The following is a 16,588-nucleotide window of genomic DNA, read 5'->3' as shown; positions in this document are numbered from 1 at the left end:
CATGCGACGCAGGTCGTCGACCCAGCGTGGCCGCGATTGGGCCTGGCCTGTCGCGCTGGTGGCCGGCGTGGCGGCCAGCGCGGCCCACGCCGCGCCGGCCGATCGGCCATCCCCCTCCGTGCGCCTGCAGATCCCCGCCAAGCCCGTCCACGCCGCCCTGATCGACTTCGCCCTGCAAGCGGACCTGTCGCTAGGCGGCGACCTGGAGGCCTGCGCCGGCGCCGCGCCCGCCCTCTATGGCAGAATGACGCTCCAGACTGCGCTGGACCGGATCCTGGCCCATAGCGGCTGCGACTACGTCACGGCCGATCCGCGCACGGTGCTGATCCGCAAGGCCGCGCAGCCCAGGCCTCGCCATGCTCCTGTCGTCACGCCGCCCGCCAGCTTGGGTCTGGGCGAGGTGGTGGTGACGGCCCAGCGCTATCCCAACCTCCCGGGCCGAACGCCCTACGCGATCTCGGTCGTCTCGGGCTCGACGCTCGCCCGCGAAACCCTGACCAGCTTGGCCGATCTCACAGGTCAGGTCGCCGGCATGACGGTGACCAACCTGGGACCCGGGCGCGACAAGATCCTGCTGCGCGGCCTGTCGGACGGGGCCTTCACGGGGCAGGCCCAGTCGATGGTCGCACTCTACCTCGACGACGTGCCGATCACCTACAGCGCGCCGGACCCCGACCTGCGCCTGGCCGATGTCGAGCGTGTCGAGGTCATGCGCGGTCCGCAGGGCACGCTCTACGGCGGCGGGTCTCTCGGCGGCGTCCTGCGCGTCGCCACCCGTAAGCCGGACCTCGACCGCTACCAGGCCAGCATCATGGGCGGCCTGTCCTATACTTGGAATGGCGGCGGCGGCGACGAGATGGAGGCGATGGCCAATATCCCGCTGGCGCCGGGCCGACTGGCCCTGCGGGTCGTGGCCTACAGCGACGGCCAGGACGGCTACATCGCCAATCCGACCTTGGGGCTCAAGCGCGTCAACGGCTCGCAGCGGGACGGGGTGCGCGCCAGTCTCCGCGCGGCCCTCTCGCCCCATTGGACGGCGACCCTGGGCGTCACCACCCAGTGGATCAACAACGCCGACACCCAATATGGCTTGCGGCGACTGGGACCCTATCTGCGCGACAACCCGGTGCGCGAACCCCACGACAACGATTTCGAACACGTCTCGCTGACCCTGGCCGGCGAGGGCGCCTGGGGCCGGGTGACCGGCTCGGTCGCGCGTCTGTCGCACCATTTCAGCAGCCGGTACGACGCCACCACGGTATCGACGCTCTACGGCCTGGCCGCCGCGCCCGCCGCCCTTGACGACGAAAAGGCCATCGACCTGACGGTGGCGGAGGTCACCTACGCCAGTCCCAGCGATCGTCGCCTGCACGGCCTGGTCGGCGCGTTCGGCTCGACGGGAACGACCCAGCTGCAAAGCCAGCTGCACGATCTCCAGCCCGTCGGCCAGACCGCCTATGCCGAGCGGCGACGCGACAAGATCAACGAGACCGCGCTCTATGGCGAGGTCACCTTCGACGCCACCCAGCGCCTGTCGGCGACCGCGGGCCTGCGCTGGTTCGACTTCCGGTTCGACACCGACTCCGTCGTCATCCAGGCCGCCCGACAGCGGGTGTTCAGCGAGGCGGACGACGCCACCGGCCTGTCCCCGAAGGTGCTGGTCAGCTACGACGCCCGGCCGGGGCTGCTGTTCTACGCCCAGGCCGCCGAGGGCTACCGGCCCGGCGGGTTCAACACCGCAGGCCGGATCGGCCAAATCTTCGACGTTCCCGGCTCGCCAGCCCGCCGCTACCGGGCCGACGAGCTGTGGAACTACGAGATCGGCGCCAAGCTGCGCGCCTGGGACGATCGCCTCCAGGGTCGGGTTGCTGTCTTCTACGCGACCTGGGAGTCGGTGCAGAGCGACCAGTACCTGGCCGACGGCACGGCCTACACCGCCAATATCGGCAATGGTGACAATCGCGGCGTAGAGGTCGAAGGCGCCCTTCGCCTGAGCGATCAGGTCGACCTGCGGGCCGCCGCCCTGCTGAACGATCCCGAGATCACCCGCCAGAATCTCGACTTCAACTCGCGCGACGACGCGCGCCTGCCGGGCGTGTCACGGGTCTCGGCCAGCTTCGGCGTCGATTATCACCGCGCCTTGCCCGGCGACCGGACTCTGCGCCTGCAAGGCCAGGCGACCTATGTCGGAGCCTCGTACGTGACCTTCGACGCCAGCACCATGCACGAGATGGGCGAATATCTGGGACTGCGCGGGGTCGCGAGCCTGGAAGCTGGGCGCTGGACCCTGGCCGCGTCGCTGGACAATCCGTTCGGGGCCCACCCCAACAGCTTCTCGTTCGGCAACCCGTTCCTGATCACCCGCGACCAGATCATCACCCCGCCTCGCCCGCGCACCCTGTCCGTGCGCTTGTCCAGCCGGTTCTAGCGGCCGACGTCAGACACCGGGCGGCGGCGCGATCGGGCGACCCGGTCCGCCCAGATGGCCGGGATCAACGACCCGGTCGATCGATCGCGCCAGATAGGGTCCGTAGAGTCGCTCGCCCTTGCGATAGGCCTTGGGCAGCAGGACGGCGGCCACGGCGATCAGGATGATCAGCACCGCCAAGCCATGCCAGGGCTTCGTCGCTTCCGACGGTTCGCGCAGGGCCAGCATGATCGCCGCCAGCCCCAGCGCGCCGCCCAGGGCGACGCCGGCCAGGACGTCGGACAGCCAATGGGCGCCGACATAGATCCGCGACAGCCCCGTTAGCCCGATCATCAGCACGGCCAGTCCGCCGATGATCCACCGCCCACCCGCCGAGGCTCCACGGCCGGCGATGAAGGCCAGCGTGACGAACAAGGCCGCGGCCGAGGCGGCGTGGCCGCTGGGAAAGCTAAAGGCGTCGGCGCCGGAGTAGAGCAAGGAGGGCCGCGCGAAGTGGAAGGTGCTCTTCAGGCTCGGGACCAGGATCGCCGAGGCGGCCATGACCAGCGCCAGGGCTAGGGCGGCGCGCGGGCGCCGCCGCCAGAGCAGGAACACCACGATCAGCACCGTCGCCGTCGTGCGCTCCAAGCCGTCGCCCGCCGCCGACACGGCGATCATCAGCCGGTCCAGCCACGGCGTTCGAAGAGCGAATGATGTCCGGGCCATGGCGGCATCAAGGCGGACGATCGGTCCGTGGGTGAGGATGCTGATCGCCAGGGCCAGGATGGCCGCGACCAATAGGATCGCGCCGGCCAGCATCCACCAGCGTGGCGAGACGCCCCGATCCATTGCGACGGGACGCTGATGAACCAAGCGCGCTGCTCCGGCCGCGATCGCAGCGAGCAAGGTCATAACCAGACCAGCCTGACACAGGGGAAGCATCGGGATCACGCGGCGCGTGTCCGAAGGAAGTTGATCACGGAAGCACTCGCGGCGTCCCGGCCACGAAGGATCGGCCGGCCCAAGAGCCTGGAAGCCGAGGGGTTCGCTCCCGATGGCCGGATCTATACGATTTCCCAATCCCGAAACTTGGTGTCCGGCGTGCTGCTCGACAGGGCAACACCAGTCAGCAATAGGTCGGGTGCGGAAATCGGGCCGCCGCCCTAAACCGGACGTGGACTTTCAGCTGCAAGCGGACGCCGCCAAGGTCAGAGGGGGCGGGCTTAGGATCCGCGCTCGAAGCGCGCCTTCGCGGCACTCGATACGGGCGTGAAAAGGTTGACCAGCGTCCCCTCCGGGTCGCGGAACTGTGCCGACTGATTGCCCCACGGCATCAGCTTGGGCCCATGGACGACGTCCACCTTGTCCTTGAGCCGCTGAAACTCGGCATCCACATCGGCGACGATAAACTCGATGATTGCCGTCCGATTGGCCCCACCTTGGGCGATCCCCTCCGCAAAAAGGGAGACGGTTTGCTCACTGGCAATGGCCAGGGTCACGCCGGGCGTGGCTATCTCAGCGAAGACGGGGGCGAGCCACTCGGCCTTGATGCCCGTGACGAGTTCATAAAATGCGACCATGGCCGCGAGGTCCTTGGCGATCAAACGAGTCGATACGAATTTCATTCTTCCAATCCCAGAGCCATTTAAGCGGGGCCATTGGGGTGGGTGGTCCCACACTCCTGCTGACAGCATGGCGCCAGCAGGAGTCACGACCATTCACAGCGTTTCGAAACCTCCGCTTGCGAGCGAGCCACAGTCGCGGCTCCGGGGTAGCTCTGGGAAAGCCTGGCCTAAAATAGCGTAGGTGCGCTGATACGGACGCCCATGAGAACTATGAGTGACCGTTGGCGATCTGAGGCGCAAGTCGGGCGCCGTCAACGACACCCTGCGGCTATCAAAGGGAACGCCCGAGCCGGTCTGGAAAACTGCGAGTCAGATACGGATGCCGCCTCGACTGATGAATTGCCCGCTTGCGATCTGATCCGCGTCGCCGCCATCCATGACCATCAGCGGCCGCCGAAAGGTCCGTCACAGGCATAACGCCACCCAACCTTCTTTTTCAGTGAGCGAGGCGCGATATTGCGCATCGGTGATCTCCAGCGCTACCGTCCCGCCATGTCAGCCTTGAAGCGAAACAACGTGACCGTACGAGGCAACGGCGAGCGCTGCATCGTGTTCGCCCACGGCTTCGGCTGCGACCAGAACATGTGGCGCTTGGTGGCCCCGGCGTTTGAGGCGCAATTTCGGACTGTCCTCTTCGATCATGTCGGCGCGGGCCATTCGGACCTGGCCGCCTACGACTACCTAAAATACAGCGACCTCTCCGGCTATGCCGACGACCTGGTCGAGATCGGCCGGGAACTTGGCCTGAGCAACGCCGTGCTCGTGGGTCATTCGGTCAGCGGGATGATCGGCGTGCTGGCCGCCAACAAGGCGCCAGGCCTTTTTGAGAAGCTGGTCCTGGTCGGCCCCTCCCCGCGCTACATCGACGATGACGGCTATGTCGGCGGCTTCGAGCCGCAACAGATTGAAGAGCTCCTGGAATTTCTGGCCGACAATCACCTTGGATGGTCGGCGACTATGGCGCCGGCAATCATGGGCAATGCCGAGCGCCCTGAGCTCGGCGAGGAACTGGCCGCCAGCTTCTGCACGACCGATCCCAAGATCGCGGCACATTTCGCCAGGGTAACGTTCACGAGCGACAACCGCGCCGACTTGGCGGCCTGCACGATCCCATGCCTGATCCTCCAGTGCAGCGACGACATCATCGCCCCGCTCGCGGTCGGCGATTATCTTCAGGAGCGCCTAGCCGGAAGCACCCTGAAGGTCATGAAGGCCACGGGTCATTGTCCCAACCTCAGCGCGCCCGCCGAGGTCATCGAGGCCATGCGAAGCTTTGTCTGAGCTAGCCCAGGACAATGACTTCGAGGATCTCTTCGAGAACGCCCCGTGCGGCTACCTCTCGCTTGGTCCAAACGGTCGCGTCATCCAGGCGAACAAGACCCTCGGCGGGTGGCTTGGACGAGATTCTGTGTCGGTCCTCGACAAGCCGTTCTATGACCTGCTGCCGATCGCCGGGCGCATGTACTTCGAGACGCACCTCAAGCCGCAGCTGGCGATGCAGGGCTTCTTCAACGAAGTGGCTCTGGAGCTGATCCAGGCGAACGGCAAGCGACTTCCCGTCATCGCCAATGGGCTGGAGCGCCGTGGCGCGGACGGTCAGGCGCAATTTACTCGCATAACCCTGTTCGTGGCGGTCGAGCGCCGGCGCTACGAGCGCAATATTCTGGCCGCGCAAGCTCAAGCCGAAAGCGCCGGCCAGCAGGTCCGCTCCCGGCTGGAGGAAGAACAGGCGACCTCGCAATTGCGCGAGCAGTTCATCGCGGTGCTCGGTCACGACCTGCGCAATCCGCTGGCCGCGATCATGGGCGCCGCTCGCCTGCTGCGCCGCGAACCGCTCAGCGACAAGGGCGCGCACATCCTGTCGCTGATGAACGACAGTGTCATGCGAATGAGCGGCCTGGTGGACAACGTGCTGGATTTCGCGCGCGGCCGGCTGGGCGGCGGCCTGACCCTGTCACGCGACGCCGCCGCGCCCCTAGGGCCCGTGCTTGAGCAGGTGGTCGCCGAGCTGAGGGCTGGGCCTTCAGGCCAAACGATCGAGACTCACTTCGACTTGCTTGAGCCGATCGACTGCGACCGCTCGCGGATCGGCCAGCTCGTCTCCAACCTGCTGGGCAACGCCATCACACATGGCGCTCTGCACCAGCCCGTGCGCGTCTACGCAACCACTGACGGTGGCAGACTTCAGATTTCCGTCGCCAACGGCGGCGAGCCGATTGCCGAGGCCGCTCGCCAGCGCCTGTTCCAGCCGTTCTTCCGTGGCGAGGTCCGCCCAAGTCAGCAAGGACTTGGCCTGGGATTGCACATCGCCTCGGAGATCGCCAAGGCGCATGGCGGGCAAATCGCCGTGACGTCCGATGTCGAAGAAACCCGATTCACGTTCACGATGCCGCTGCCGGGCCACGCCGCAGAATTGGCGTAACAAGTGCGCCGCTTGCACGAGCTTACACACTCGTCATCGCGCAGACCGTCTAGGTGGACTGGGATCGAAAGGCCGAGGCATATGTTCCCTGCCGTTCGAGATGACGCCTGTTACGTCCCTTCGACAGAGAACAGCCCTGTGTTCGGAGACAACTAACCACCCCTTTCCCGCCGTTGGCGACGTCACCTTTCGGCGCCTGCGGGACAGAATCGGCACCTTCGGGAGGCTCCAGGCAACTCCTGTCATAGGTGCGCTGATACGGACGCCTGTGAGATCTGTGAATGGGCGCTGGCGATCTGAAGCACAATCCAGCCGCCATCAGCGACAACGACCAAGTGCCTAAAGGAAGCGCCGCGAACTTGACGACCGCAATGTCAGGTAAGGGTGCGAGCGGACTCATCGGTAAAGCGCTGCTATCCAGGATGGATGAATAGCAGAACCGATTTTAGGCGACGCTGGAGGCGCACGCAGCTCGCCACGGCGATATTTACAAGCTGTGTTTTCCTAGCTGCACTGTTGAGCCCAAGTTGCTCGTACGGGTCTCTATGTCGGAACTTCAACATATGACGTGCGGCGGCACCAGCCGATCCGTGGGGTATTTGGTCGGGCATGTATGACCCGACGACTGTGGACTTCCGTCGAGCCAAGGCGCGGGCACAGAGACTAGTATCGCGATCTCGCCTCATCAGGATGGAGGCCGAGCAAGCTAGAGCCGACAGCGAAGCAGCGCGAGCCCGAGCAGCCGCAACCATTGCGAGGTCTACCGAGCTGCTCCTGAAGGCCAAGCAGCTCAGGGTGGCGGTTGCGGAAGGGTGACTATCCACCCTTCCCCGCCCTTGCGACGTCCGCTTTCGGCGCCTGCGGGAAACAATCGGCGCCTCTGGGAAGCTCCAGGAAACCTCTGACATAGGTGCGCAGATACGGATGCTCTGGAGAACTATGAGTGGCCGCTCGCGATCTGAAGCGCAATCCCGGGGCCGTGTACGACAAACCTCGACGACCAAACGGAATGCCACGAAGAGGCCGAAGCGCATGCCAGCTTGGTAGTTGGGGAGGTTCGGTCAGCTCGTTACGCCGTCATTGACCGACACGGCGCCCTGCGCGCAGGTCAGTTCTTTCGCCCCCCCTCCTGCAACGCCTGCAACGCCTTTTCCACCCCAAGCGAGCCGGAGACCTGGCTTGGCGGGTAGTCTTTGAAGGTGGAGAGGAACTGACCCATGATGACGGTGGCGGGCATCATGACCCACAGCTTTTCGCCCCACCATTGGCCGTAGGAGGTCGACTCGCTCTGATATCGCTCCCAGGGATCGACACGCAGGTTGGTCACGAGCGGGACGTTCGTGGAGTCTTCCTTGCCGCTGAACAGATTGCCGACGATCGTTTTGAAGGTGATCTTCCACTGGTCGTAGCGCAGGGCCATCAGATCGGCGTTGTCGCTGAAATAGAAGAACTCCCGGCGCGGGCCGTCGGCGACCTTGCCTTCGAAGAACGGCTTGAAGTCGTAACCGTCGAGGTGGCTCCGGAAGGTCTTTTCGCCTGCCTTGTGGCCGGTGAGCAGCTTCTCCTTGATCCCGGTCTCGCCAGCGGCGGCGACCAGGGTCGGCAGCCAGTCTTCCGCCGACATGACGTCGTTGATGATTACGCCGGGCTCGATGACGCCAGGCCACTTGGCTAGCATCGGCACGCGGAAGCCGCCTTCGTACACGGTGCCTTTCTCGCCTCGGAATGGATGGTTGCCGCCGTCGGGCCAGCTGAAGATTTCCGCGCCGTTGTCGCTGGTGAACAGCACGATCGTATTGTCGGCGATGCCCAGTTCGTCGAGCTTGGCGAGCAACTCGCCGACGATCCAGTCCAGCTCGGCCATCGCGTCGGCGAACAGACCATAACCGGTTTTGCCGTCCCATTGCTTGGATAGGTGCGTCCAGGAGTGGCACCGCGTCGAGTTGTGCCAGAGGAAAAACGGCTGCCCCGCCTTGACCGAGCGGTCGATGAAATCGCACGAGCGCTTCACCAGATCCGCGTCGATATCTTCCATGCTGACCTTGGCGGCGGGGTCCATTCCTGGGTGCGGCGGGAGGGGGCCGGCGTCGGTGATCTTCTGCTTGCCGACCCGCCCCCAACGCGGATCCTCCGAGGGATCATCGACCTCGGTCGCGACGCTGTGGACGATGTTGCGCGGGCCGAACTTTGTCAGGAATTCCGGGTTCTTGGGGTACTCCGGGTCGTAGGGCTCCTCCATCGCATTGAGGTGGTAGAGGATCCCGTGGAACTCGTCGAAGCCATGGACCGTGGGCAGGTACTCGTTCCGGTCGCCCAGGTGGTTCTTACCGATCTGCGCCGTCGCATAGCCGAGCGGCTTGAGTAATTCCGCAATTGTCGGATCAGTGTCTTGCAGGCCCTGCTTCGCCGCAGGCAGACCGACCTTTAGCAGTCCCGTGCGGAAGGGCGTTTGCCCGGTGATGAACGCGGCGCGCCCGGCCGTGCAGGATTGTTGCCCGTAATAGTCGGTGAAAAGCGCGCCTTCCCGGGCTAGCCGGTCGATGTTCGGCGTGGCGCCGCCCATCATGCCGCGATGGTAGGCGCTGATGTTCCAGATGCCGACGTCATCGGCCATGATCATGATGATGTTGGGCTTGTCCGACGCGGCCATCGGATTCTCCTGCTGATCATGGGCGACGCCCGGGCAAGTCGGATTTAAGGCCCCGGAACCTTAGGGCCGCCATCGGGGATACCCCGCGCCGAACACCGGGAATTGCCTAGGTCCGCCACTTGGAATGGCCGCTTGGGCCCATTCTCGGCCCTTAGCGACCCTCGCCTTGGGCGCCTGCTGGAAAGTCCGGGAAAGTCCGGGAACTTCCGGAAACAGGTGCGCTGATACGGACACCCATGAGAACTATGAGTGGCCGCTGGCGATCTAAACCGCAACACGGGCGCTACTGACAACCATCAATGGCCAGAAAAGAGAACGCCCGGGAAAGCCTGGGAACGTCCGTAAATTGCGGCGCCCGGAACGATTGGAACCCGTAAAACGCAACGCCTGAAGCTGCTGCTGATCGATCGAATTTCAGCTGCTTCATCCCAAGAATGCGCTTCAACGCTCACTCGGTGGCAAGCAGTTTTGCTGCGCCCGCAGTGCGTCTCCACTGATCCACAAGGGCTTCCGAATAAACGACGCGCTTGCCGATCTTCTGGAACGGAGGCCCCACGCCTAGCCAGCGATAGGTCTGCAACGTCTTGACCGTCAGCCCCAGTCGGTCCGATACGGCGATCGTGTCCAACCAGCGGGCCTTGATCACCTCGCCCAAGAGCGTCCGCACCGGCTCGACCTCCGCCTGGGTCAACGCGGCGAAATCGGTGATCTCCTCGGAGCAAGCCGGTGGGCGTCCCAGGAGTTCGGCGATATCCCCGGATATGCGCTGGGCGGCGTCCTTCACCGGCCCTGCCGCAAGGTGCGCATAGCGTTCCGTCGACTTGGCGCTGCGGTGCCCGAGAAGAGCTCCGATGATCAACAGGCTGTCGCCGCCGTTGGCGCCGAAGCTGGCGAACGAGTGGCGCAGGTCGTGGATCCGAACGTCCTCCAGGCCTGCGGCCTTTCGCAGACGATCCCAAGGCTTCTGGATGTTGACCAGCCGCCCTTCTCGTCCCGGCCCCGGCAACACGTAGGGATTGCCCTCGACCACGGGGATGTCGCGCAGCAAGTCCATGACGGCGGCCCCGACATGGACCACCTTCGCGCCCGTCTTGCTATCGAGCAGGCGCAGGCATCGATTGGGATAGTCGATGGACCGGCGCTCAAGTTCCAGGATCTCGTTGCGCCGACACCCCGTCATCACCAGGAGCCGAATGGCGGCGATCGTATAGGGGTTCTCGACACCGACCGCCTCTGCGGCCTGCAACGCCTCGCCCAACCTCACCAGCTCCTCGGGCGACAGGAAGCGATTGAGTTTGCGCTCGGTGTACTTGGTCACGCCGACGCAGGGGTTGTCGGCGCGCACCCCGTTGGCGACGCCGTAGCCGAACGCGGCCGAGAGGGTTCGCACGACGCTGTTGGCAGCGCCCTTCCCGCCCCGCACACGAGAGAGACTTCGTTTCTTGGCGCCCTTGCTCCTCCTGGCCGTCTCGCCGTTGGCGATATCGACGAGGAGCTTTTCGATGTCCGCGCGGACGATGCTCGTCGCCTTGCGGTTTCCGAGCCTTGGCTTGACGTGGTTTTCGAAATCCGAGCGCGCGGCTTCCCGTGAACTTGCCTTCCGGGTGGCGAGACCAAGTTCGAGGTAAAGATCACAAAGCTCGGCGACGGTCGGATCGGACCGACGATCCGTCTTCTCGGTCTGGACGTCGACGTTCGTTACGACCTGGCCCAGGAGCCTGCGGGCTTCGGCGCGAGCCGTCTCCACAGTCCAGGGAGAACCGTTCGGGCCAATGACGTACCGGCGGCTACGGCCTTCGTGCCGGTATTGCAGCACATAGGTCTTGTGGCCAGTAGGCGTGATCTTCAGGCCAAAGCCAGCGACCTCGCTATCCCAGACGAAGTAGTCGGCCTTATGGGCGCCAAGGGCCGCGACCAGCCGCAGGGTGAGCTTGCGTCCGCGCATGATTATGCCCCTCCGATGGAGGAAGCGCCCGCGCGGCCGGTAGTGGGCCCTGGGCCATGGCCCTTGTCACTAGTAAGCGAGGGGTAAGCGACGGGAAGCAATTGGCGGGAAACAGCGGGAACGTCGCGCAACGTTCCGCTTGACAGAACGCTAAGAAAAACAATAGATAGAACTACATGAGAATATTCTCGTAAGTCATTGAAATTGCTTGGTAAGGCTGAGGTCCAGGGTTCGAGTCCCTGTCGTGGCACCATCGGGGCCCAAACCTTTCGGTTTGGGCCCCGACCATTTCTACAGACATCGATATCGGTTCTGCTTCGGTGAGCACGGAGCCGGCGAACCCGCGTCCTGTGGCCTCAGGCCCGCAGCTTCGACAGATGGTCGAAACTGATCCCCACCGGTTCCAGGCACGATGGGCGAAGAACGGCTGGCTCGCGGCGTGGCCGCCGCGTTCAGGCCTTGGTCGCCGCCCGGCACTTTTCGCGCATGCGGTCGAAGATCGGCTTCAGCGGGGTTCCGACGGCGGGCTGGGCCTCGACGTTGACCAGGTATTTCCGGAAGACCTTGCTCCTCGCCGCGCGGGGCGTCGGATGGAGCGGCCAGGTGGTCGGCTCGGGCGCGAGCGCCTCGGGCTCGGCGTGGCCGATGGCCGGCGACGGCACGCTGGGCGGCTCGAAGACCTGATAGGGAAGGCCGGCCTGATTGATGTTGCGGAACAGTCGCTCGACATCCTTGCTCATCACGCCGGTCCTGTTCTGGCTCTTTGGACGTCGGGTTCCATGGCCTGGAGGCGGTGTAACCTTGACGATCGTTAACCTCAATTGGGTCAAGGCCTGACGGGACCTTGTGACGCACCCCGGGATCGTCGCTCCTGGGCGGCCCGTTCGGCCAGCAGACCCAGGGCCGCCGAGTAGTAATCCTCCCGCGCGGGCTTGAGTTTCTGCGCCGGCAGGTCGGCGACCAGGCGCGCCACCGCCTGCCCGCCCGGCGACAGGGGGAACGGCGCCTGGTCCCCGGTCTGAACGTCGACCCAGGCCGGCGGCGGCCAGTTCGCGCCCTCGTACCGTCGCCAGAAGCGCGCGGCGGTCGTCGCCGAAGCCTGACCCGTGACGCCGCCCCAGACCAGGTAGAGCGGTGCGCGAACCGCGTCGAAGCCGAAGCGCGGCTGGCGTCCTGGATCAGGTGTGACAGCGCCCGACGCGTCTATCCGAACCCAGTCGGAGGGAAGGGTCTGCTGACCGAAACCCGCGTCGCGCGCCACGGTGAGGCCGTCGCGGATCAATCGCTCCCAGGGGCCGTCGGGATCGGCTGCGGCGAAATCCTGCAGGGCCGGCAGGACGAAATAGGACGGGTTGTAGATGACGGCGTCCTTCTGCTGGAAGCCATTCATGCCCGGCAGCAGCACCCGGCGACCGCCGATGTCGGCGACCAGCCTCTGGGCGATAGCGGCGCGGATCGCCCGGGAATCGTTGGCGTAGCTCTGCTCCTTCCAGCGCTTGGAGGCGCGCAGAAGCGCCCAGGCGATGAGGATGTCGCCGTCGGTGGCGTTGTTGGGATCGGCGACCGCCGCGCCGGCTTTCGGATCATAGCGCCAGCGGAACAGCCGCACGTCGTCGCGCATCAGGTTGACGCCGGTCCAGCCCCACAGGTGGTCGAACGTGGCGCGGTCGCCGTGCGCCTCGGCCAGCAGCATGCCGTAGCCCTGCCCCTCGCTGTGGCTGATCCCGCCGTTGCCGGTGTCGACCACCCGGCCGTCGGCGGTGACATAGGCGCTCTTGAACGCGCCCCAGTCCTTGTGGTCCTTCACCGCGCACGCCGTCTGGGGCAAGGCGAGCAGCAGCGCCGCCAGAAGGGCGGGCAAGGCCGAGCGCGCCCTAGACCCCGTGGCGGAACACCAGCGGGTCGGTGTGGCCCGCCACCCGGCGGACCCTGGAGAGGGGGCTGCCCTGGGCGAGCATCCATTGGCCATAGACGCCTTCCATGACCGCGGCGGCGCCGTCGGGCCAGACGACGTTGGAGGGATCCGAGAAGGCATTGGGGTAGGCTCCATGCACGATGCGGATGGCGTCGTCTTCGGGGAAAAGCCTGACCCAGCCCCACTCTATGTCGCTCCAGGCCTCGTTCATCGCGGCCTCGAGATTCTCGACCGTGTCGGTCTTGGGCAGGGTCATGTTGTCGGCCATCCGGCGACCGATCTGGCGCAGGAAGCCGCGCACCTCGGCCGGCTCGGCGCCGATGTTCAGCTCCACCGCGAACGCCGAAAGGAACACGCGCCACTGCGGCGAGCAGCTTCGGACCGAGTGATAGGCGTGATCAAGCTTGCGTATGTCTTCCAGGGAGAGCGGGTCGGGTGGGTTGGTGGTCATGGCGCCTGCCGCCCTCCAATCAATTGCTTGAGATAGAGCCTGGCCTTAGCCTCGTCGTAGTCGCCGAAGGTGTCGAAGCTGAGCGCCCCGCCGACCGTCGTCGCCCAGTTCGTCTGGTATTCGGCCGAGACCGACCCGGCCATGCCGAAGCCGCTCTCGCTGCGGGCCGGGAACCGGGTCTTGATGGTGCGGTCGAGCGAGGCCAGCGACACCAGCGTCCCCTGCAGGTCCGGATCGAGCGGAAAGACGTCGGTCGCGTCCTCGCGATAGGTCTGGTAGCCGGGCGCCGCGCGCAGCTCGAAGTTCCAGGAGGCGCGGGTCAGCAGCATCTTGATCGGCAGGCTGACGCTGGTGAACTGCTGCGGGCTGAAATAGCCGCCGTGCCCCAGGGTGAAGAGGTTCTGGTTGTTGTCGTAGGCCTGGTGATTGAGGTTGGCCCCGACCTGGAACTCGGCGGTGCGGGTCCGATAGGGCCGGATATAGCCGCCGATGTTCATCTCCCAGCCGCTGTTGTCGCCGACGTGGCGGCCGTCGTACCGGCTGGCCGAGAGGTCGACGTACAGGCCCGTCGCCTGGTTGTCGTAGGACAGGCCGCCGCCGGCGGTGGACCGCATCACCTGGCCCCATTCCTTGCCGGTCACCGGGTCGACCGTGGCGGCGTAGCTGGTGACGCTGTCGGTGACCGGGCGGCGCTCGACCTTCAGCTTGGCGCGGGCGTTGCCGCCGATCGCCGGCGTCCAGCTCACCCCGCCGGCCGCCTCGACGTTCGAGAAGCCCAGGGGGGTCGTGCCGATGTCGGCGGTCAGGTCGCCGTTCGCGTAGCGCACGGCCACGGCGGCGCCCGAGGCGGTCTGCGGACCGGGATCGGGGACGTCCTCCTCGTCGATGATCGGCGTCCCGCCCGGCGGCACGGGTTCCTCCTGGTCGAGGATCGCGACGGCGGTCGGGATCGGGTTGGCGCCGAAGCGCTGACGGGCGTCCAGCGAGGCCGTGCCCCCGTCGATGGCGATCGGCGCGACCTCGAACGACAACCGCCCTCGCCCCAGCACCGAGGTCGAGAAGCTGGCGACGCCCGCGACCTCGCCCAACTGGCTCAGCCCCGCCTCGCCCGAGCGTTGCCGGAAGGCGGCGGAGACGTCGACCTGCGGGGCGGCGTCGCGGCTGAGATCGGCGATCTGGCGGTCGATGCCGGCGGCCTTGGTCTCCTGGGGCGAGGCCGCGACCGGAGCGGCGCTCCGCTTGCCGACGCCAAAGGACGGGAAACCGAACAACGACGAGGACGAACTCGACGACGGCGGCGGGGCGGCGGGAGCGGCCGTGGCAACCGGAGCGCCCCACGACGGCGCGGTCATGGGCGCGCCCATTGGCGTGGAGCTCGGCGACAGCCAGGCAACAGACGCGGCGGGGCGAGCAGACGGCTGCGGGCTGGATCGATCCAGAAAGGGATTGGCGCCCAGACCACCCACCGGCCCTCGCCCGCCCACGTCACGGCCGCCGAGCGCCTTGGCGGTTTCCAAGGCTTCGAGGGCCGCGCGGCGATCGCCCGCCGCCGTCTCGATCCTGGCCCGCAGCAGATAGAAGTCGGCGTTGTCGGGCGAGCGCGCCATGGCCAGGCGGAGGCTGTCGCGGGCCCGGGGCAGGTCGTTGCGGGCCAGGGCCGCCTCGGCGATCCCCGCCAGGGCCTCGGGGTCGCCCGGCTTGAGACGCAACAGGGCCTCGTAGGTCCGGCTGGCCTCGTCGGGCATCTGGCCGGTCAGGTAGAGCCGCCCCAGGGCCGACAGGATGCGCGGATGGTCGGGCGCGACCACCGAAGCCTGGGAAAGACTGTCGAAGGCGCCGGCCAGGTCGCCGGACAGCCGCAGGCGGTCGGCCCGCTCCGCCGCCAGGGTCGCGGCCAGCCCCGCCACGGCGCGGCGATTCTCGGGCGTGGGCGCGGCCTTGGTCGAGGCCTGGCGGATCAGGGCCGCGGCCTCGGCGTCCCGTCCGGCCTTGGCCAGCACCGAGACGAAGCCGTCATAGGCGGCCGGCGCGGCAGGGACCTCGACCATCAGGGCCTGCTGAGCCGCCGCCAGGGCGGGCTCGACATCGCCGAGGTCGTAGAGCGCCGAAGCCGCCTCCCCGGCGGTCCCCATCGGCAGTCCGGGCTTGGCCAGCAGCCCCCGCAGGCTGCTGGTCGCCTCGTAGCCGCGCCCGGCGGCGGCGGCCTGCCGGGCCTGCAGGATCACCGCGCGATCCTGCAGCGACTGGGCCAGCGCCTGCATCGGGGCGGTGCGCTCGACGGGCGGGATCCGATCCAGGGCGGCCAGGCCGTCGCGCGGCCGATTGCGCTGGTCGGCCCACAGGGCGGCGGCGTGCAGCGGTTCGGCCCCAACGCTGGAGGCCAGGGGCGACATCAGTCCATCCGCCGAGCTGGTTTCGCCGCGCTCCAGCAGGAAGCGGGCGTAGTCGAGCCGCAGCCAGGGCTCGGACGGAAAGTCGGCCAGGGCGGCCTCGAAGGCCGCGCGGGCCCCGGTCAGGTCGCCCGCCGCCCAGGCTTCGTCGGCCTTGGCCTGGGCGATCCGCGCCCGGGTCGAGACCGAGCCCGTCGCGCCGCCGGGCTTGGCGGCCAGGGCTTCGGCCTCGGCGATCTTGCCCTGGGCGACCAGCACCTCGACCAAGCCGGTCCGGATGTCGGGCGAGCCCGGCGCGTTGCGCGCCGCCTGGCGGTAGGCGGTCTCGGCCTCGGCCAGGCGGCCCTGCCGCGCCAGGGCGTCGCCGAGCAGTTGCTGGGCCAGGGCGACGTCGCGGCCGGAGCCGGCGGCGAGCGGCGCGACCAGGCGCTCGGCCTTGACCGCGTCGCCGGCCGCCAGCGCGGCCTGGCCCGCGCGCAGGCCGCCGTAGAACCGCGCCGAAGCCAGGGCCTCGCTCCAACGGGCCCTGGCCTGGGGCGACCCGGCGCTGGCCCTGGCCAGCAGCGGCTCGGCCTCGGCGAACCGCTCCTGGCGCAGGCGCACGACGCCCAGTCCTCCCAGCGCGTCCTGGTCATTGGGACGGACCTTGAGCGCGGCTTCGAAGTCGCGGCCGGCGGCGTCCAGCTGGCCCTTCTCGAGCGCCGCGAAGCCCGCCGCCCGCGAAGATGCGCCGCGGTCGACCGGCGCCGCCGGCCGGGGCGCGGGCTGAGGCGCCGGCGGGGG

11 protein-coding genes are annotated in these 16,588 nt (G+C 67.1%); 3 read left to right on the top strand and 8 right to left on the bottom strand.

Annotated elements, in window-relative coordinates; genetic code table 11:
* The first annotated feature begins 1 nt into the window (after position 1).
* Positions 2 to 2,428 carry a TonB-dependent receptor gene (locus tag AC1DMQ_RS14325; RefSeq protein ID WP_477034227.1) on the top strand — a complete coding sequence of 809 codons (2,427 nt, stop codon included), beginning with the start codon at positions 2 to 4 and terminating at the stop codon, positions 2,426 to 2,428.
* A 9-nt stretch (positions 2,429 to 2,437) separates the two neighbouring features.
* Here AC1DMQ_RS14325 and AC1DMQ_RS14320 read toward each other — a convergent pair whose 3' ends face one another.
* Both AC1DMQ_RS14320 and AC1DMQ_RS14315 read right to left on the bottom strand, forming a co-directional pair.
* Positions 2,438 to 3,280, bottom strand: a complete 843-nt coding sequence (locus AC1DMQ_RS14320; RefSeq protein ID WP_477034226.1) for a phosphatase PAP2 family protein — start codon at positions 3,278 to 3,280, stop codon at positions 2,438 to 2,440.
* Between the two features lie 350 nt (positions 3,281 to 3,630).
* Positions 3,631 to 4,032 (bottom strand): VOC family protein, encoded by a 402-nt coding sequence (locus tag AC1DMQ_RS14315; RefSeq protein WP_477034225.1) that lies wholly within the window; start codon positions 4,030 to 4,032, stop codon positions 3,631 to 3,633.
* A 456-nt stretch (positions 4,033 to 4,488) separates the two neighbouring features.
* Here AC1DMQ_RS14315 and AC1DMQ_RS14310 point away from each other — a divergent pair, with 456 nt between their 5' ends.
* The gene (locus tag AC1DMQ_RS14310) at positions 4,489 to 5,313 is read left to right on the top strand and encodes an alpha/beta fold hydrolase (RefSeq protein ID WP_477034224.1); all 825 of its coding nucleotides are present in this window, start codon (positions 4,489 to 4,491) and stop codon (positions 5,311 to 5,313) included.
* Positions 5,306 to 6,454 carry a PAS domain-containing sensor histidine kinase gene (locus AC1DMQ_RS14305; protein ID WP_477034223.1) on the top strand — a complete coding sequence of 383 codons (1,149 nt, stop codon included), beginning with the start codon at positions 5,306 to 5,308 and terminating at the stop codon, positions 6,452 to 6,454. The genes AC1DMQ_RS14310 and AC1DMQ_RS14305 overlap by 8 nt, the downstream gene beginning before the upstream one ends.
* Positions 6,455 to 7,562: 1,108 nt before the next feature.
* Here AC1DMQ_RS14305 and AC1DMQ_RS14300 read toward each other — a convergent pair.
* The 6 genes from AC1DMQ_RS14300 to AC1DMQ_RS14275 form a co-directional block, all read right to left on the bottom strand.
* Entirely contained in the window at positions 7,563 to 9,104 is a 1,542-nt protein-coding gene (locus tag AC1DMQ_RS14300; RefSeq protein WP_477034222.1) for an arylsulfatase, read from the bottom strand.
* A 448-nt stretch (positions 9,105 to 9,552) separates the two neighbouring features.
* Entirely contained in the window at positions 9,553 to 11,049 is a 1,497-nt protein-coding gene (locus AC1DMQ_RS14295) for a tyrosine-type recombinase/integrase (RefSeq protein ID WP_477034221.1), read from the bottom strand.
* Between the two features lie 452 nt (positions 11,050 to 11,501).
* Positions 11,502 to 11,789, bottom strand: coding sequence for a hypothetical protein (locus AC1DMQ_RS14290; RefSeq protein ID WP_477034220.1), 288 nt, complete (start codon positions 11,787 to 11,789; stop codon positions 11,502 to 11,504).
* A gap of 86 nt (positions 11,790 to 11,875) precedes the next feature.
* On the bottom strand, positions 11,876 to 12,910 hold the full coding sequence (locus AC1DMQ_RS14285; protein ID WP_477034219.1) for a family 8 glycosyl hydrolase: 1,035 nt from the start codon (positions 12,908 to 12,910) through the stop codon (positions 11,876 to 11,878).
* A 13-nt stretch (positions 12,911 to 12,923) separates the two neighbouring features.
* Positions 12,924 to 13,415, bottom strand: a complete 492-nt coding sequence (bcsD, locus tag AC1DMQ_RS14280; protein WP_477034218.1) for a cellulose biosynthesis protein BcsD — start codon at positions 13,413 to 13,415, stop codon at positions 12,924 to 12,926.
* Positions 13,412 to 16,588: cellulose synthase subunit BcsC-related outer membrane protein (locus AC1DMQ_RS14275; protein WP_477034217.1), on the bottom strand; the 3,177-nt coding region annotated here is incomplete at its 5' end. The genes AC1DMQ_RS14275 and bcsD, both read right to left, overlap by 4 nt.

The organism is Caulobacter sp. 05L422 (genome assembly GCF_056397765.1).
This window is presented reverse-complemented; position numbering and strand designations above follow the sequence as displayed.